General features: G+C 41.5%; 15 protein-coding genes. 8 read left to right on the forward strand and 7 right to left on the reverse strand.

Features of this window, described 5'->3' with window-relative positions:
- The first annotated feature begins 128 nt into the window (after positions 1-128).
- A complete protein-coding gene (locus A923_RS0101420; protein ID WP_017219854.1) occupies positions 129-551 on the forward strand; it encodes a rhodanese-like domain-containing protein in 423 nt (140 codons plus the stop codon).
- Positions 552-629: 78 nt separating this feature from the next.
- Positions 630-935 carry an NIPSNAP family protein gene (locus tag A923_RS0101425; RefSeq protein ID WP_017219855.1) on the forward strand — a complete coding sequence of 102 codons (306 nt, stop codon included), beginning with the start codon at positions 630-632 and terminating at the stop codon, positions 933-935.
- Positions 936-1,085: 150 nt separating this feature from the next.
- On the opposite strand, the gene A923_RS0101430 is transcribed toward A923_RS0101425, so the two are convergent.
- The 3 genes from A923_RS0101430 to A923_RS0101440 form a co-directional block, all read right to left on the reverse strand.
- Positions 1,086-3,005, reverse strand: a complete 1,920-nt coding sequence (locus tag A923_RS0101430; RefSeq protein WP_017219856.1) for a putative bifunctional diguanylate cyclase/phosphodiesterase — start codon at positions 3,003-3,005, stop codon at positions 1,086-1,088.
- Positions 3,005-3,457, reverse strand: a complete 453-nt coding sequence (locus A923_RS0101435; RefSeq protein WP_017219857.1) for a putative pterin-binding protein — start codon at positions 3,455-3,457, stop codon at positions 3,005-3,007. Before A923_RS0101435 ends, A923_RS0101430 begins: the two co-directional genes overlap by 1 nt.
- 642 nt (positions 3,458-4,099) lie before the next feature.
- Positions 4,100-5,542 carry a methyl-accepting chemotaxis protein gene (locus A923_RS0101440; protein WP_017219858.1) on the reverse strand — a complete coding sequence of 481 codons (1,443 nt, stop codon included), beginning with the start codon at positions 5,540-5,542 and terminating at the stop codon, positions 4,100-4,102.
- 212 nt (positions 5,543-5,754) lie between these two features.
- Between A923_RS0101440 and A923_RS0101445 the strand changes: the two genes are divergently transcribed.
- A complete protein-coding gene (locus tag A923_RS0101445; RefSeq protein WP_017219859.1) occupies positions 5,755-5,958 on the forward strand; it encodes a cold-shock protein in 204 nt (67 codons plus the stop codon).
- A gap of 110 nt (positions 5,959-6,068) precedes the next feature.
- Here A923_RS0101445 and A923_RS0101450 read toward each other — a convergent pair whose 3' ends face one another.
- From A923_RS0101450 to A923_RS0101460, 3 genes are all read right to left on the reverse strand, one after another.
- Entirely contained in the window at positions 6,069-7,427 is a 1,359-nt protein-coding gene (locus tag A923_RS0101450; protein ID WP_017219860.1) for a sigma-54-dependent transcriptional regulator, read from the reverse strand.
- Complete coding sequence (locus A923_RS0101455) at positions 7,420-9,966, reverse strand: PAS domain S-box protein (RefSeq protein WP_017219861.1); 2,547 nt, start codon at positions 9,964-9,966, stop codon at positions 7,420-7,422. Before A923_RS0101455 ends, A923_RS0101450 begins: the two co-directional genes overlap by 8 nt.
- 150 nt (positions 9,967-10,116) lie before the next feature.
- Positions 10,117-12,441, reverse strand: a complete 2,325-nt coding sequence (locus tag A923_RS0101460) for a HEAT repeat domain-containing protein (protein ID WP_157532735.1) — start codon at positions 12,439-12,441, stop codon at positions 10,117-10,119.
- Between the two features lie 348 nt (positions 12,442-12,789).
- Here A923_RS0101460 and A923_RS0101465 point away from each other — a divergent pair, with 348 nt between their 5' ends.
- From A923_RS0101465 to A923_RS0101485, 5 genes are all read left to right on the forward strand, one after another.
- Positions 12,790-13,881 carry a cytochrome c peroxidase gene (locus A923_RS0101465; RefSeq protein ID WP_017219863.1) on the forward strand — a complete coding sequence of 364 codons (1,092 nt, stop codon included), beginning with the start codon at positions 12,790-12,792 and terminating at the stop codon, positions 13,879-13,881.
- 10 nt (positions 13,882-13,891) lie between these two features.
- Positions 13,892-15,142 carry a cytochrome-c peroxidase gene (locus tag A923_RS0101470; protein ID WP_017219864.1) on the forward strand — a complete coding sequence of 417 codons (1,251 nt, stop codon included), beginning with the start codon at positions 13,892-13,894 and terminating at the stop codon, positions 15,140-15,142.
- Positions 15,139-15,759 (forward strand): arsenate reductase (azurin) small subunit, encoded by a 621-nt coding sequence (locus tag A923_RS0101475; RefSeq protein ID WP_017219865.1) that lies wholly within the window; start codon positions 15,139-15,141, stop codon positions 15,757-15,759. Before A923_RS0101470 ends, A923_RS0101475 begins: the two co-directional genes overlap by 4 nt.
- Positions 15,760-15,761: 2 nt before the next feature.
- Complete coding sequence (locus A923_RS0101480) at positions 15,762-18,458, forward strand: arsenate reductase (azurin) large subunit (protein WP_017219866.1); 2,697 nt, start codon at positions 15,762-15,764, stop codon at positions 18,456-18,458.
- A 140-nt stretch (positions 18,459-18,598) separates the two neighbouring features.
- Positions 18,599-18,895, forward strand: coding sequence for a c-type cytochrome (locus A923_RS0101485; protein ID WP_017219867.1), 297 nt, complete (start codon positions 18,599-18,601; stop codon positions 18,893-18,895).
- A 10-nt stretch (positions 18,896-18,905) separates the two neighbouring features.
- On the opposite strand, the gene A923_RS0101490 is transcribed toward A923_RS0101485, so the two are convergent.
- Complete coding sequence (locus A923_RS0101490; protein ID WP_017219868.1) at positions 18,906-19,379, reverse strand: outer membrane lipoprotein; 474 nt, start codon at positions 19,377-19,379, stop codon at positions 18,906-18,908.
- Positions 19,380-19,548 lie beyond the last annotated feature (169 nt).

Here is a 19,548-nt window from a genome sequence, read left to right on the forward strand (position 1 = left end):
CTTCAGAAATTATGAATTTTGGATTTATTTCAATCGCGCTAAATTAATGCCATAGAAACCGAACGATTCATTCTACTCCTGAACAATGAACAACTCACAATTTATAACCAATAAGACAAGGAAGATTTATGCCTCACAATACAAACGCATTCTTTTACCCAGCGGTTCCGGCTCAGCAAACGCACGACTTTTTTGCGGCTAAACTGGCTTGCGAAACAGATTGCTCAGATGTGTATGCGGACTTAAAAGCAAATAATAAAAGCTACATAATATTAGATGTTCGCTCTGCTGAAGCCTTTAATAAGAGCCATGTCATCACCGCTGTAAGTATGCCTCACAGTGACATTAATCGTGAATCATTCGCGAAATACGATAAAGGCACTTCGTTTGTAGTCTATTGCTGGGGACCTGGTTGTAATGGTGCGTCTAGGGCAGGTTTAAAAATATCAGCTTTAGGGTTTACGGTAAAAGAAATGATTGGTGGAATTCATTACTGGGAAGATTTTGAACGATACCCTGTTAACCGTCGGATGAGTGACGTTCAAAAATAACGTTATATCTGTTAAGGAAACCATTATCAATAAAGAATAGTGGTTGTTATTTTTCATCTTAAAACTTAGGGAATTAAAATGGTTACCTGCTTTATTGAATATATTATCGATGCTAATAAACTAAAAGAGTTTGAACATTACGCCAAACTCTGGATCCCGCTAGTCACAAAATTTGGCGGCCAACATCAGGGATATTTTTTACCATCGGAAGGGGCTAACAATGTAGCGTTGGCTTTATTTACTTTTCCAAGCTTAGCTAAATATGAGCAATATAGGAATGAGTCTCTAAACGATTCAGAATGCATAGCCGCCTTTGATTATGCAGAGCAAACCCAATGTATTAAGCGTTATCAACGTAGCTTTTTCCGTCCACTATTTAAATAGATAAATAGATAAATAGATAAACTGGAAATGAAAGTGGGGTATTGTATTATTCGCGAATACAATACCTTGACTACTTGTTACTTCTATCTTCTATCTTGCAATTGTTGTGCTGATTCAAAATATAATTTTTCAATCGACTCAATTTAAAAATCAATAAGATACATATGCATTATAGTCACTAGGCTCTAAGGCGCTCAAACTTTCTCGTAAGATACATTCAATCTCATGATGTGGAACAGGCTTGTAAAACAGGTAACCTTGTCCATACTCACAACCTTCTAAATAAAGATCTTCGTAATTTTCGATGACTTCAATTCCTTCCGCCACTACCTGCATTCCGAGTCCATGAGCTAAGTTGATTATGGTGCGAATAAAACTAATATCCTTGGGAAGATTGTTTAGCTCTTGGATAAACACTTTATCAATTTTTAGTTTCTGAAATGGCATATTCTTGAGATGGCTTAGAGAAGAATAACCAGTGCCAAAGTCGTCTAACGCTAACTCTACTCCTAAACGGCGTAGGTTTTGTAGTATGTCTGGTGATCTATCAATGTCCTGCATTGTGGTATCTTCAGTTACTTCGATAACCAATTGGTCTGCAGGTAAGCCTGTAATGGATAGTGTGCGACTGACTGTAGTCACAAGATCATATCGTGTATACATAGCAGGAGAAATATTCACAGACACTTGAATTAGTGGTAAACCGGCTTTCCTCCAAGCCATATTTTGTGAACATGCTTTTAGTAATACCCACTCATTTAATTTTTCCGCTAAACCTGCTTTCTCGGCGATGGAAACGACTTCAAGCGGTGATATATAGCCATATTTTTCATGATGCCATCTCAATAAAGCTTCAACCAAAACGATCCGTTTCGTCTTGAGGCAAATAATTGGTTGGTAAACCTGCTGGAGCTGATCATGGTTTAATGCAGCCTGTAAACTTTCTACTAATATCCTATACCGTAGAACGCTGTCATTCATCTCTTGCTCAAATAATCGGTAGTACGTATCATCATTTTTTTTGGCGCAGTACATCGCTGTATCAGCATTGTTAAGTAACTTATCATAATGCACTGCATCGCCTGGATATACACTGATACCGATACTCACATCCGGATATATCTGATAGCCGTGAACATTTATCTCACAATTTATCTGCTCGTGAATATGTTTCGCTAACTGGACACTTTCATCAGCATTAGTAATATTATTCTGAATTATGCCGAATACATCTCCTCCCAAACGAGCCACGGTATCTGGTAAGCAAACGCTCAGCGCTAAGCGTGAAGCGACCTCTTGAAGTAATTGATCTCCAACCGCATGTCCTAATCGATCATTCACTTCCTTGAAACCATTCATACCGATGATATGGACAGCTGCACGGGAATTGTTACGTCGAGAATAGAAAATAGATTTTTTTAAGTTTTTTTGAAAAAAATAGCGGTTTGCTAAACCGGTGAGACTGTCATGCAATGCTTGCTTACGGTTAACACTACTCTCACGAATTACGAGGAATATTAGTATACTGCCACTCAGTAACAAACCTAACAAGTAGAATTTAGAATTGTTCTCAATGCTTTGTATTTGTTCTAGATTGCCTAATGCTTGATCTCCAGAGAAGCTATTTACATTAAATTTTCTCACCTGTGTTTGGAAAATCTTGAGATCTTGTACTACCCTCATCGCACTTTCATCACCTATCTTGATGCTCAGTAATTCAGGTTCTACTTCAACCAAGAACTGTTTGAAATTAAGCAATAGTTCCATTGCTCCTGGGCGACTTCTAAATTGATGAGTTTCCTCTCCTACTGATAATACTTCAACCCGGCTCCAGAGCAGCTCGAAACGCAACTGCAAGTCTTCTGCCCTCATATCATTTAGAGCCGTAAGCTTTAGCGCTTGCATAAATTTTAACGTTTCTAGCTCCAATTCAGACGCTGCCCAACCGACACTTTTAATCGAGAGGGTCAGAAGATCTGTAACTTGAGTATGGCGTTGAGTACTGATGATTGAACAAGCAGAAAATATCAGTATGACAATGGTGAGGACAATAAATTTAACTCTTTTCATTAATACACTTCCAGACTGCTCAGCTGCCAAATCATATTTTCATAGTGTCTGGCTGTATTTAGTTCAGAATAATCAGACAGAGGGTAAATAATCCAGATAGGTCCTTTATCACGCACACGCATGAAAGCGCCATCAATTTTTGTTGCTAGCAGTATTGGGTAGTCACGGAGTAATTCGAGATCGAGTTCTGTATGGTAATCGTTCAAAGCTGTCGCTACTAACTTATGGCCAGAAGCATTTACTTGTTCTAGAAGAGTATTTAGCAGTACCCCTTCATAAACATGCAACCCTTCGGTCCAAGGCGTATAGGTAGTGATCTTGGTTTGTGAAAGTTGTTCCAACATCTGACGGTCAAATTGGGCTTCACCATTGGTATTTATATTACCAATATTACCGCTAACGGTGAGAATAACTGTGCCTTGTGGTTTAGATAAGTCCGTAGCGATACTCATCGTAGAGAATCCCATTATTAAACATATCATCACAATTTTCATATACACGTTACAATCTCCTGACTTCTAATTATTATAAAGTGGTTAATCACTCCTTATGTTTTAATGAAGGTTATTACCACTATAAAAGTAAGTTTATTTAATATTTATTTAACATTAAATAAACAATAACATCAATAATTAGCATTTAATATAATACTTAGTGGTTACAGTGGTTACAGTGGCTAAGTAATACTGGTAACCGTTTACCACTAACTTCTGTAAATTATATGAGATACGAAACGCCTCTATTCACATTATAAATCGATGGGAAATCGACTTGAACATATCACGGCAGAGTAACGCTGCTAAACTCTGATAGGTAAACCGTCCGTCCATACTTTTGCTATCTTTTCTCGTTCTGCTTGCGAGTCACATATAAAAGATCGCAGCCTCATTGAATTAACATTACCCTGCGATGCAGCGCCGTTTATATGAAATTAAGTTTCGCTATTAGAACTGGTTATAGAACTGCCGAATAGGGCTGTGAAGAGTGTAATGAAGAGTGTAGTTAAAAGTATAGTTAAAAGGATGATAGTTGGAATGCGTTGAACTAGTGATTCGGAGTCATCAGTTCAACACATTGTTCATCTTAACTATTGTTTAAGTGTGGTATTTCTCAAAGATACAGCCTAATGACTCAGATGCACTGACAAGCTCTTGGATCCCAGTAACTGACAACTGCGTGGCAGTAAGCAATACGCTTGATTGTGAGCGAATATCACTAAGGTCAGATGCAATACTATTTGCCACTGACGTTTGCTGTTCGGCGGCGGTTGCAATCTGAGTGCTCATATCCATTACTGACTGCGCTGATTCCGCTATTTCATTCACATCAGTACCAATTTCTGTAATTATCTCTCGGCTTTTATTGGCTTGATCTAAGGTTTCAGCAGTGATTTTTGAAATACCCTGAGTTTCAGCTTGTAACTTGTCAATCATATCTCGTATTTCAACAGTTGCCTGTTGTGTTCGCCCTGCAAGGGTTCGGACTTCATCTGCAACGACAGCAAAACCACGACCTTGTTCACCGGCTCTCGCAGCTTCAATTGCAGCATTCAAGGCTAACAAATTGGTTTGGTCAGAAATCCCATTAATCGTGACAATCACATTATCAATTTCAGTCATTCTCTCATTCAAATTAACGACAGATACTGAAGCAGCATTGGTGTTCTCAGATAATTCGGTCACCATGAGGATCGCATCTTGGATCCTTTCGTTACTCTGTCTAATCTTGGTTGTTTCGTTATCTGCTTGGTGAGAGGCTTGTAACCCAAAACCGGCAATCTCTTTCGCAGTCGCAGACATTTCTTCCATTGCGGTCGCGACAGAATCAACAGAAGCATATTGCTGATTAACTTGTTGTTCTGAAGCTTGAGCATCTTTTTCAAATGTCGTTGTCGTTCGATGAAAAGTAACTGTACTGGTTTTAACTGTTTCGACTAGTTCACTAATCGTGTCCATTGAGCGATCAAGCTCGAAACCGATTATTCCAAACTCGTCACGACCAACATGAAAGCCAAGGCGTGAACTCAAATCGCCATTAGAAATGCGGCAGGTCGCTTGGTGTATAACCCATAGGGCACCGCTTAAATGTGTCGCGAACCAGTAGATAAATAACCCAATTAAAGGTAATGGTAATAAAGACAGTAAGAAACTAAGGAACGCTTGACTCTGTGCTTCAGTATTATCCACAGAATGAGTCAGTACAGCATAACCCTGGCCTAAAGACTGTGATACAGTTATTTCAGTGTCGCGTGTCGTCGTAGTCGGCTGGCTAAACACGCGAATATTTTGTTGTAGAAGTGCTTTTTGTAATTCACTGTTGTCTAAACCAGCGCCTTTTAGCGCATCGATTGTAGAGGTTAGACGGGTTTGTGCCTGTTGGTGGTTTGCTACATCAATTCTTGCCATTTTCGCGTAATAATTACTGCCAGAGAGGCCAATTAAAGTTGTTGATATCATTATGAAAAGTAGCCAGAATTTATCAGTAATGTTCATTTTGATAAACAGCTTATCTATGGTTCTGAAGTTAACTTCTCTCATTATTACGCCCCTGATATAACAAAACACTACATCATGTAATGAATTTAGCTATTAATAGTAATGCTCACATAAAGAGCCACTAAAATAAGGTTTTCCATTTAGTAAGTAGATGTAAAGCTCATTTTCATTGTCTTGTTGCTTACAAACTGGACAATAAGACGACCTCTACTATGCTTAATTAAGTTCTAAAGTCAGTTGAGGAATAAAGCGTTATGAGTCGAGGTACAGTTAAGTGGTTTAATGCAGACAAAGGTTTTGGATTTATCACCCCTGACGAAGGCGGTAATGACCTGTTCGTGCATCATTCTGAAATTAAAACATCTGGTTATGCAACATTAGAAGATGGCCAGAAAGTTGAATTTGAAGAGGGTACTGGGCAGAAAGGCCCTTGTGCTACTAATGTAACTGCAATTTAAGTTAAATTAACTATTAGCAAAAAGGATTAATAACCACTATTTATAGTAAATTAAAGTGGGGATTAATCCTTTTTTATTGTCTGCTCGTTTATTCCTGACTCAATACTGTTTTAAGCGTCAATGCGTTCAAGTATACGCTGCAATTTAGGCCGACTTATCTTCAAAATATCACAGGCTTTACCTTTATGACCTGCGACGCGTTCGAGTACTTCGACTGTGTACTGTAATTCAAGATCTTGCAGGCTTAATTCAGCAATCCCTTGCTGTGCTAACAAGCCTAAATTGGTTGAGCTAGCATGATCAAGATCTGTCGGTTGTGGCGCAATGCCTTCAAACAGATCTTGGGTTAATATTTTACCCGGACATAAAGCCATGGCCTTGGTAAGTAAGTTCTCTAACTCTCGAACATTACCCGGCCAATCATAAGCACAAAGCGCTTCCATTGCATCTCGAGCTACCTGATTAATTTGGGTATCCAAATCACGGTTGATACGTGCTAACAGGGCAGGGATCAGTATGGGTAAATCTTCCTTACGCTCTCGCAGTGGCGGAATATGAATACGCACTACCTGTAAGCGATAAAACAGATCTTCACGAAAGGTTTTATCTTTAATAGCCTGTGCGAAGTCGATATTAGTTGCACAGATTATCCGCGCATTGGTCGTTTGCGAAAACTTGCCGCCGACAGCAGTAAACTCTTTTTCTTGTAGTACACGCAGTAATTTAGCTTGAATAGAACCGGCTAATTCACCCACTTCATCCAAAAATAAAGTCCCATCTTGCGCCAGTTCAAACTTCCCCATTTGGTCGTTAACAGCGCCCGTGAACGAACCTTTCTTATGGCCGAACATTTCCGACTCAAGCAAGGTCTCGACCAAGGCGGCACAGTTAATAGCCACAAAAGGTTGGGCGGTCTTATTACCAGCATTATGGATTGCTTTAGCGACCATTTCTTTACCTGTGCCTGACTCACCTGTGATCATCACTGATGCGTTAGTCATTGCCACTCGACCAATGTTTTTGAATATTTCTTTCATGGCTCTAGAGCAACCAACAATAGAATTACCACCGCTGTCTGGAATCGAAATTGCATCAAGAGTACTGCTATTTTGATATTGTAAAGCCGAACTCACCGCACCATCAATTTCATCCAGATCTAACGGTTTGTGTATATATTCATCTGCGCCATTTTGCATTGCTTCAATGGTACTTTGCATATCATGAAACGCGGTGATCATGATAATGCGGGCGTTCGGACATAATTGTTTGAATTCACTAATGCCTTCTAAACCTGATTTGCCTTCCATTCTAATGTCGAGGATGATGATATTCGGCATGAAAACTTGCGCGATAACGAGGCCATCATCAACACTGTTTGCCGTTTTAACGTCATGGTCTTGGGTTTCAAAATGTAATTCGAGCGTACGACGTATACCTTTGTCATCGTCGACGATAAGCAATTTACACATATTCGTTAACTACTTCCTTATTCGGTGAAATGGGTTCACTGTTGTGGCTAGATAGCGGTAATTGTATTTGTGCTAAGGTACCAATAGGGTTGATGGGTTTTAACCGTACATTGCCTTTGTGGCTTTCAATGATCTTTTGTACGATAGCCAGCCCTAAGCCTGTGCCTTTTGCCTTGGTAGTATAAAAAGGTTCAAATACTTTGCTGACCATACAAGGGTCAATAGATTTTCCATTATTGGTGATATCAATTAAGATCATCGAATTGGAATCAGTAAGTAAGATGTTAGTCGTCACGGTCACTAAAGGGCAAGCTTGCTCACTGGTTTCTGCTGCCTGCAGCGCATTAACGATCAAATTCTGTAATGCTTGGCGCAATTTAATCGGGTCTGCGTACACCGTGGGTAAGTTATGCGGATAACTAAACTCAATCGCTACATCTTTTTCTTTGGCGAAACGGCGTTGACTATTCACGACAAGCTCAACCAGTTTGTTTAAATCAAGCCACTCTGGTTTAAACTGTTCCGGTCTAGAGTAGGACAGCAAATCTTCTAAAATGGCTTCCATGTAACGCACTTGCTCAAGTGAGATATCAAACAATTCATCTTGCTCTTTACGGGCATAAATCTGCAACGCCATTTTGATTGAGCTCAGTGGGTTTCTTAAATCGTGGGCGATCATATTTACCACTTTACCTACTGCCGCCAGTTTGTCTTGTTTAGCATGTAAGGCTTCTTGTTCCTGCATTTCGCGGGCAAGTTGTTTCTCTTTGGTAATATCTTGTTTGACCGCAACGAAATACAGGGCATTACCCGCGCTGTCTTTCACTGGTGATATACGCGCACGTTCCCAGAACAAGTCACCGTTCTTTTTCTTATTATGGAATTCACCACGCCATTCATCACCACGTTTAATGGTTTGCCACAGACTATCGTAGCCGACCTCTGGCATCTCACCCGATTGTAGAAACTTAGGGGTAATGCCGATTACTTCCTGTTTTTGATAGCCGGTAAGTTCACAGAAAACTGGGTTTACATAGATTATTTCACCTGATATTTCGGTGATCATCACCGAGTTGTGGCTTTGTTCTACGGCGTGACTTAAGCGCTGAAGTTGATCTTGTTCCATCTTGTGCTCGGTAATATCCTCACCAATAAAGGTGGCAGTGGCTAGCTGTTTACCGTGAGCTTGAGAATAGGTACTGCTCCATGAAACTAACACTACCTCACCAGCATTTGTTTGTACTACGGTTTCAATTTTGGTTTGATCCAGTTCTTGTATTAATGCTTGCTTCAACGCTTCCGCGGCTTGTTGTTGTAGTTTTTGCGGAATAAAGGTATCAACCCAGCGCTTGCCAATGACTTGGTGTTTTTGATAACCAACCAAGTTTAAGAAAAAGTCATTACAAAAAGTAATAATGCCGTCATTGTTAATCGAGACTGCAATATACTGGATGTTCTCTAAGGTTAATCTGAACTGTTTATCGTATGCCTGTTGTTTACGTAAGATGTTGGTTTGTTGGCGATGATAGCGGAAAAGGCACACGAAAAAACTGATCACTAAGGTCAGTGTGATGTACAGCAACATGAATTGTTCGGTAAAAGCGCTACGGGCTAAATTAAACCGCTCTTGGGGAAATACCGACACGATTGTCCAGCGGCTACTGCGATTTGAAAACGCTTGAGTAAAGGTAATGTAATTATCTTGAAACAATAGCTGACCTTGATGTTGGCGGCTCATCAGTGCCAGTAATTCGGTACTCAATTCTTTACTGGTATTGAATTGGAATTCTTGCGTTACATCGGACAAGGTATTTGGCGTAGCAGGTTGAGGTGGTACCGCTTTTACGGGTTGAATAATCGCCACGCCTTCAGCGTTGAGTATGTATAAATGCTCAATAAAATTAGGCGAAATATGGAGTAAGCGATTAATCAGTTTACGGCCTTTGTAGTTTAATATTATCGCGCCTATCTTCTCATCTTGGGCATTAAACACTGGCACACCAATGCGGATGGTGGGATTAAGCGGCTGTTGGATCTGACCGGCTTCGATGTTCAAATCCATCGGTGAGATATAGACATTGCCTTGACTCAGTTGCATGGTCTTTTGGAAGTAATAGCGCTTCGATTTGTTTTGTAAATTTTGACTATCAACCGAATAAATTCTGTTGCCGATGTTATTAATGCGGATACGTTCATAACCTTGCATGTCGATAAAACGTATCTGTTCGTAATTGTCATCATTTTTACTTAATTCAACAAAATAATTGGTTAAAGGCAAGAAACTGTTGTCATTGAGGGTTAATTGTTTGGCGGTATAAGACAACATCAACACATCGGATGTCATGCTGTTAAAGCTATCATTCAGCAATTTCTCGATTAACTCCACTATCACTTGCTCATTGTGTAATGAGTATTGCTTGTCCTTAGCAATGTTTAGCGAATAGTGAATCGTCATGATAATAAAAATGACTAACCAGCAAGGTATTAGCCAATAGATGAGATCTTGGTATGATTTTTTACGATTTGTCGATATATCCATATTCTTACCTAAGTATTTACTGCGCTCAGTTTCCGACTTAATGAGTGTAACAAAAAATGACACCGTATCTCGATGCCATTTATTCTTGTCATGTTAAATCAATATATTAGTTGTGCTATATCATGCGAAACGACATTAAAGTCGGTTTATTTAGGCAGACATTGCGAGCAATCGACCCGTTAACTGGATAGCCAGAGGTTGGCGATGGTCGTTATAGTTTGCAATGTTGTCCGCTAAAATTTCTAGCGTGTCTTGTTGTTGAGCAAAGAACAGCTGTGCGGCAATAATATTACTTTCTTGATCGCTTACCGCTAATTCTACCAACATAGGTAAGTGGCTGATTAAGTCGATCTTGGCGAGTAATTGCAAAGCTAATTTACGCACGCCGCCCGCAGGATCGTGTATTTTTTTCACCAATAACTCACAGGTTTGTTGCTGATGGCGCTGTAATAATCGCTTAGTTTCTAATTGCACTTTAAGTGCTGCTAGGCAACAAACGCGCACGTGTTCATTTTCGTCCTCAGCACCAACCAGTAAGATTGGCAGGGCTTTGTTCAATGGCATGTGACTTAAAAACTGTGCGGCTGATTGCTTACATAACGGGTCACCATAATGCAAGGTATAACCCGCAGCGCCAATGCCATTACGCAATACTTTATAGTCGTGCTGTTTGGCAATATGGGTGAGGGCTTGAAATAGCTCGTGTTGTTCTTTTGGTGTTGCGCCCAGCATAGCTTCTATTAATAAGGTCGCAGCCGCTTCTGTTTTGCTGTGGCCGAGCGCTCTAATCGCTAGTAACTTGTTATCGGTTTGCGGTAAACGGGCAATTTTTTTTCGGTTTAATGCTAAGTTATCGCCGGTATCAAGATGGTCTCGGACAATATTGCGATAAGCGACAAATTCATCATCCAGACCATCCATCATTTCCATTAAGGTTTGATCATCAGGTTTGTCATCTGTCGATAGCAGCGTTGCTTCAACGTTTGATTGTTGAATAGCCGCCAGTGTTGATACTGGTGCATTATCAAAGCCTTGGTCTTCTGGAAACTTATCGCCATGCTCAGCTAATAGCGCTTCTAGCTTAACGCGCCCAGCTGTTTTTTCAGACTGGCTATTATTATTTTCAACGTCAGCAGTATCAACTTGGGTAACGGCGATAGTGTCGGCTTGAGACGCAAGGCCAAGTAACAGTTGTTTTAGCCATTGTTGATTTTCATCATTAGTTTCGCTAGTGATTGCTTCTAATGCCGATTGGCGTAGAGCAGTCTCGGTATCTTCATTTTCCAGCAATGCTTTTAATACCGGGAATGACAGACTGGCATGCTGATCAAATTGACTTAATAGTCGCAGTAATTGAGCGCGTTGATATAGGGGTAAATGACGATCCTGTATGGCAGTTAAACAGCTAGTTAATGCCTTTAAATAGACCTCTGTGTAATACAAAATCGGTGCTTCTGACAATTGTGAAAAGCAGCTAATAACCGCTATTTTAATCTCGATATCACAGTGTGTGAGTAATGCTTCCAGCCAATGAATATCGGCGGTATTTAATTGATTAATATGACCAGAGATGAGGTGAATGAGGCTCGGTAAACTCGACTCTGGTGCGTCTTTAGCAAACTGCATCAACGTAGTTGTTTGTAACGCGTCTAGCTGATCAAGTTGATTGAGTGCCGATGTTGCCGCTGCTTGTGTACTTGGCTCACCATCGCTAAGGCAGACAATGATACCTGCGATGTAAGCTTGAATGTCGTGTGTTTTACCGTGAGTAGCAAAGGCTTTAAGGGCAATTTTTTTAATTTCTACATCGTCACACTCTAAGCAAACCGCCATATGATCTAGTGCGGTTGTTGTTGTGCTGGAGGCAAAGGCGCGGGCAAGTCTGCGCTGCTTCATTTTCCGTGCGCAGGTCCAGTGCTGTAATAATAACTGTGGGTGAAAATCGACTAACGCACGATACAGCGCCAACTCAAGCTCAGGTTCTGGATCTTGGCTTAATAACTCAATAAACAATGGGCTGAACAAATCGCGGCTTTGTGTTGCTTGAATTGCACTGAGTAATTGCACTGCGGTTAATTGTAGGTCCCACCAATCATCCCAGCCACCGCTGAGTCCCCAATCGTCTTCTGCAGTGCGACCCGCAGCAAAGCGGGTGATGGTATCGACAACACGTTGTGGTGCGTTGTTATATTGTTTCGCGATTGCTGATAACGCTGCTAATCGTGCATCACTATCAGGATGGTTCAGTACCACATCTTCTAAGCTTTCTAAATCGCCCGCACATGCCGTGGCGAGCGCAGTTGCCGCATCAATCACAACATCAGGGTCTTGATGATATAAACAGGCATTGAGTTGCGGGGTGACTGTGGTTATTTTAGCGACACTGATCGCACGGGCTGAATGGCAACGCTGGGCTTCATCCCCGGTTTCCAGTAATTTACTTAATTCATTAATAGCTGCATTCGTCTGTGTCATGTTAACTGTCATTCGATTCACTCTCTCTGCATTTATCTATACAAAGGCTAAAGCATAAAGCATGCCTAAATAGGTAAATTGCTGCGCAGCCTGTCTATACCTACTCCCAGCACTAATCGCGTGATTTTAACGTTTTCTTTATAAACAGAAGAATTTAACGATCCATGCAACTAATATTTTTATTATTTAATAAAACGTTACAAAAACAGTGATGTTAACCCGATCAAGGTTTGACGTAAGCGTTTGTAAAATAACTGTTTATTTTTTTTGTTGGTTTGGCTCAGTTTATGCAATTACCCCATTGTGATTAATGTTATTTCAATTAATAGGAAGCAAAGGAGCTTTATAATGAAAAAAATGCTGATCCTTACTGCTGCGATTTCGTTATCATTTTCAAGTTGGGCTGCAAGCAGTACCAGTGAGTTTGGTTCATTACCAACATTGAAAGTGAATGCCGCAAAAGCAGAATTAGGTAAACGTCTATTTTATGATACGCGTTTATCGGGTGATGGTGCGTTGTCTTGCGCGTCGTGCCACCAACCAGACAATGGATTTTCACACCCAGATGCGCTAGCACCTGCCTACCCTGGTAGCAAGGGGTTCCGAAATGTACCAACACTGATCAATACCGCTTATAAGCAAGTGTGGTTTCATGATGGTCGTCTAGGGACCAACTTAAACGATGTAACACGTGAAATGTTAACCGAAGATTGGTTAATGAATATGGATATGCGTTTGATGCAAGAGCGAGTTAAACAAGATCCTATTTATGTCAGCATGTTTAAAACTGCTGGTTATGGTGAACCTTCTAATGGTTCCATTCGTAAAGCAATCCCTGAATTTCTGAAAACATTAACCTCCAATACAACGCCATTCGATAAAGGTGAAATGTCAGCACTGGCAAGTAAAGGCCAAGCGCTATTCACCGGTAAAGCGGGCTGTGTGCAATGCCATAATGGTTCGCTGTTAAGTGACGGCAAACCGCACAATACCGGTGTTGAAGAAAACTTCGATATCTTCCGCGACCCACTGCGTCATCAAACCTTTATCGCTTTTAATATGTTCATGGGTAATGAAAATTACATGAATCTAAAACGCGATGTTGGCGCGCATGTGCAAACGCATAAAGCAGATGGTAGTGATATGGGTAAATTTATGACACCCACATTACGTGAATTACAACAAACAGCACCTTATATGCACAACGGTGTGATGGAAACACTTGAAGATGTCGTTGCGTTTTATAATACCGGTGGTGGTATGGACAGCAACAAAGACAGCCGTTTAAAACCATTGAATCTGACATGGCAAGAACAAAAAGCCTTAGTCGCTTTCTTGAAATCATTATCAAGTGAACCCTTAACGACTGAACAGCATGTTTGGACTCAGTCTGATTATAACTATGCACCGATTGCCGATTGGCAAAATGCTAAAAACTAAGGAGGACGAGATGAGCAATAAAATCAACTTGTCTACAATGGCCGCGTTATTGTTGACGATCACTACTGTGCCAGCTTGTGCGCAGCAAGATGATAAGAAAAGTCAGGCAGACAAAAATGTCATCACCGCAGAGATAGTCGCTGCATCATTAAAACCAATTACCTTAAATGGTATGACATTACCTGCGTTAGCACCATTGGGTGCCGTACCTATTCCAGCTGATAACCCAATGACAGATGAAAAAATTGCATTAGGTAAAAAGCTGTTCTTTGATGGCCGCGTTGGTGGTGATGGTTCAACACCTTGTGTGGCTTGTCATCTTCCCGACTTAGGCTGGGATGTACCGACTGATCTATCTATCGGTTACCCAGGCACAGTGCATTGGCGTAACAGTCAAACCATTATTAACTCTGCTTATTACGGTAATTTATTCTGGGCAGGTTCAAGCAAATCACTCGAAGGCCAAGCGAAAAGTGCGGCAAAAGGGGCGGTTGCAGGTAATGGCGAAGACGACATCATGGAAGCGCGATTGGCTCTTATTCCTGAATACGTGACTGGTTTTAACCAAGTCTTCGGCGATAATTATCCGAAGATCAGTAATGCATGGAAAGCTATCGCCGCATTTGAACGTACCTTAGTGCAAACCGATACGCCATTAGATAACTACTTGATGGGTGATACAGCGGCGTTAACAGCACAGCAACTTCAGGGAAAAACCTTATTTGAAGGCAAAGCCCAGTGTATTGCTTGTCATAACAGTGCGTTAGCCAGTGACCAGAAATATTACAATATTGGAGTGCCAACTAACTTACGTTGGGATTCGGAGGCTCTTGCGCAGATCACGTTCCGTTACGAGCTGTATGGAAAAGGCTCTAACGAGAAAATGTACCGTAAAACCAAAGCTGATCCGGGTGTTTATTTCCGCGGAAAACGGAAAGAAATGAAGGGTAAGTTCCGTACCCCGAGTTTACGTTATACCAAATATACCGCCCCTTTTATGCACAATGGTACGTTAGCAACACTGAGTGATGTGATTGATTTTTATGATCGCGGTGGTATTGCTGCTGATGGTCGTTCTACAGGTTATCCAGCAACGAAAAGTGCGTTAATTAAACCTCTGGGTCTAACCGCGGTTGAAAAATTAGACTTGTTAGCATTCCTCGATGCGTTCTCTGGCGAACGTATCACTATGGACTATCCAACATTACCCCCTTATCAGCGTCTATTCACCGAGCAACAACTTGCGGAGGCGACAAAATGATCTTTGACAGAAAAAAACGCAATGCAGAGCGTAAAGATAAAATGAAGACAGAAAGTGCAGAAGAGCATCAAAAATGCATGGTCTCACGTCGTGACTTTCTCATGTATACCGGTGCGCTAGCAAGTACCGCCAGTGTGGTGTCTTTGTCGTTATTCCCTGGTACGGCTCAAGCGCAAAATGTGCAGGCGCGAATAGTCGGTTATCCACGGCAATTAATCGCTAAAGTAAGCGAGTTGAAACTCAATCAACCAGTTAACTTTAACTACCCTGATAATGGCCCTAACTCACGCGCCATTATTACCCAAATGGGCGTGAAAGCAGGCGGTGGTCTGGGTAATAAACAAGACATCGTGGCGTTTTCATTGATGTGTACTCACCAAGGCGGGCCGCTTGATGGTCAATATAAAGTCGTTGGCGAACACCGTGTATTAGGCCAATGTCCTTTCCATTTATCGACCTTCGATTTACGTCGTCACGGCATCATTGTCTCGGGTCAAGCTTATGAAAGTTTGCCACAAGTATTACTTGAACAAGATGGTGATGACATTTATGCCGTGGGCATTATGGGGCTGTTGTTTGGCCGTACCGATAATATTATTGCCATGCAAGGGGCGTAATTATGACTACTAATTTTTATATTCCAGAAGACCATGCACCATTACCACCTGCAAATGCAGAGATCATCACCACTGCATGTGATTATTGTATTGTTGCCTGTGGTTATAAGGTTTACCGTTGGCCGTTAGAAAAAGCCAATGGTGGCCAAAAAGCCAGCGAAAATGCCTTTGGTATTAATTTTCCAAGTGCGCCACTGCAAGCCTGGGTGGCACCATCGCAACATAATGTTGTGATGCACCTAGGCAAGCCACATCATATTGTTGTCGTGCCAGATAAAGACAGTACAGTCGTGAACAAAATGGGTGACTCTTCAATGCGTGGCGGTCTATTAGCGCAAAAAGTCTATAACCCATCAACGGGTACGCGCGATCGCTTAACCCAACCGTTAGTGCGTATCGGTGGTAGTTTACAGCCTGTGCCTTGGGATTTCGCCTTGGATATCGCCGCTGAAGTAGGCAGTTACGTGATTGATAAGCATGGTACTAATGCTTATGGCGTGAAAACATTCTCGTATCAATATATTGAAAATACTTATGCCATTACTAAATATGCTTTACGTCATATTAATACTGCTAACTTCAGTTTCCATGATACGCCATCAGATGTAACGTCTACGCCGGGGTTCCGTGATGCCGGTTTTGATAACTTCGGTCCTAGTTATGATGATTGGGGCGCTGCCGATACCTTAATGGTTTGTGGTACCGACCCGTATGAAACCAAAACTATCTTGTTTACGCAGTTTATTATGCCTGCTATTCAACGTGGTATGAAAACGGTGATCTTGAATCCAAGAGAAACCGCCGGTATTGCTTACATGAAGAAACATGGCGGCTTGCATATCGATCTGAATCCAGGTTCTGACAATTTAGTGGTTGGCGCGATATTACGCGTGATCATGGACAATGGTTGGCAAGATGATGAATGGATTGATAAATGGGTAAATAACAAATGGGAGTCTAACTCAGGTTTTGGTCAAGGTACCCGTAATACGCCTTGGCAGTGGCGTACCACTTGGGGGAAATTCCAAACTGATGGCTTTGACGATTATAAAAAATGGAACCAAGCCCAGGACGAGTTTGATCCTAAATACGCAGCCAAAATGGCCGGTATTGATGTTGCTAAGATTTACAAAGCCGCTGAAATGATGGCTAAACCAGTGAATGGTGTACGTCCAAAAACATCGATTGGCATTGAGAAAGGTTTTTATTGGTCAAACAATACCGCCAATACGAATGCCATTTCAACATTAGCAACCGTTGTCGGTGCTGGTGGTCGAGAAGGGCAAGTTGTTGGCCGCTTTGGTGGTCATCAACGTGGTGGTCAATCAGGCGGTAAATTACCGCGTAACAAGTCACCAGAGAAAGTGCCGGGTCGCCGCCGCAGAGCACTGGATACGGATCGTTATTTATATTCAGGGCATACGCGTTTTGCCCATGTTATTGGTACCACCTGGATCCAATCTATGTGTGGTAGCCAAGGGTTGCAGAAGAAGTTCTGGGAATTAGTTACGTCGAACCCACATCAAGTCTACAGCTACGACAAACAAGAGATTATTGATACCTTAAAAAAACGTGCTGACTCGGGCGGTATGGTGGTGATTAACCAGGACATATATCTACGTGATCCGATTGGTGCCAAGTTTGCTGATATTGTTTTCCCTGCAGCGACGTGGGGTGAAGTGGACTTTATGCGTGCCAATGGCGAGCGCCGTCTACGCCTTTATCAAAAATTTAATGATGCGCCGGGACAAGCAAAGCCGGATTGGTGGATTGTCGGTCAATTAGCTAAACGTATGGGTTTTGACGGGTTTGATTGGGAAAACTCTAACGATGTAGCAGAAGAAGCATCGCGCTTTAGCCGCGGTAGTCGTAAAGATTTCAATATGATCAAGGTTGCAGCCCATGCCGAAGGTAAAACCTTACATCAAAAATTGAAAGAGTACGGCACTACAGGTATTCAAGGGCCGGTATTCTATAACTACGATACCAAAGAGTTAGTGGGCACGAAACGTTTGCATGATACCGAAATGACGGCTGAAACATTAGCTGAAAAAGGTTTAACTAATGGTCCACAGGGTCAGAACGTATTGAAGAAACAACTTACCGCGTTTAATAGTCAAACCGGTAAGATCAATCTTCAGAAACACCCTTGGGATCTGTTCAGTGATTTTTATGCTTGGTTACAACCAAGAGAAGATGAACTGTGGTTTTCTAATGGTCGTGTAAACGAAATTTGGCAATCAGGTTTTGATGATGTTGAACGCCGTGCTTATACAGCACAACGCTGGCCTGAAAACTGGGTTGAGATCCACCCTGAAGATGCCAAGCGACGCGGTATTGAATCTGGCGATCAAGTGATGATGTATTCTGATCGTGTGGCTAATTTCAAAGATACTATTTTGGGTGTGAAAGGTGATGACTTCCAATTCAACAGTTTACTGAAAAACGGTCATATCCAACTAGATAAAGCCGCTGTGACCGCGGTTGCCATTGTGACATCAGCAACCAAGAAAGGGGCGCTGTATGCCAATATGATTGATATGCGCCAGCCATCGAATTCACTTACCACACGCGTCGTTGACCAGATCAGTGGTAACTACAACTTTAAGATGGGTGTATCGAAAATCAGGAAGATCGGTGAATCTAAATATAAGCATGAATTCCGTGCGTTCTCTTTTGCACCGCGAAATATTGTTTAAGCCGACGCTGAACATGACTTAGACTTTGTATCAACGTTGTTTAGATGTTGCTTAAAATCTAGGTATTACTTAAATCTTGTTAGGGCTGGAAACAGCGCTAACAAGGAAGATTAAAATAAAGACTTAGGAAGTAAATTTAAATGAAAAAACTGTCTCTCGTTATATTAGCTAGTCTGTTCGCCATTCCTGCATTAGCTGCAGACATTGACGCAGGTAAAGCTAAATCTGGAATGTGTGCGGCTTGTCATGGTGGTGCGGGGATATCGGCGGTGCCTATGTATCCTAATCTTGCTGGGCAGAAAGCCATGTATCTGACTAAACAACTAAAAGATTTTAAATCAGGTAAACGTCAAGACCCGACGATGAAAGGGATGTCAATGGCATTGTCTGATACCGATATTGCCAATGTATCTGCGTATTATGCGAGTCTTAAATAGTGATGACTGATTAATTCAGCGGCACAACGCGCGCAGTACTGCCTTGTTGGTTTACCTGCACCTGCTGGTCGACTCTGAATAACATATTAGGGTCGACTTCTTGCACCACCGAAATGACCTTGCCTGAATCAAGCTTAATGGTTAAATTAACCCCGTGACGTTTACTGATGCTTTGTGCCGCTTTGTTACCTGCCACGCCACCTAAGATTGCACCACCAATAGCGGCAATATCAGAGCCAGAACCGCCACCCACTTTAGAACCCAAGATACCCCCAACAGCGCCGCCGGCAATTGTACCCACAGCACTACTGCCTTTATCACCTTCAATGTTTACAGGTTTGGCACTAATTACTACGCCATAATAAACTGTCTGCACTTTGCGTGTATCAGCAACATCGTAACTGTCGCCATAAGGATTGCTTGAACAGCCAAAATTAATCGTGTTTATTACCAGCAAAGGTAAGAGTAGATAATATGCTTTCATCACATGTCCTATTGCGTTTATCGTATGCTGTAGGCCTCATTTTACTGAAATAATGGCTATTTATAATGCAATACGATATTGAGGTAATAATACTAAGTGTAGTTAAAAAGACCTGACAGATAATGTTAATAGTTAAAAAACATGCTGTTAAGGCATAGATTTGCCATTA

This window comes from Moritella dasanensis ArB 0140 (assembly GCF_000276805.1).
In the GTDB taxonomy this organism is placed as follows: domain Bacteria; phylum Pseudomonadota; class Gammaproteobacteria; order Enterobacterales; family Moritellaceae; genus Moritella; species Moritella dasanensis.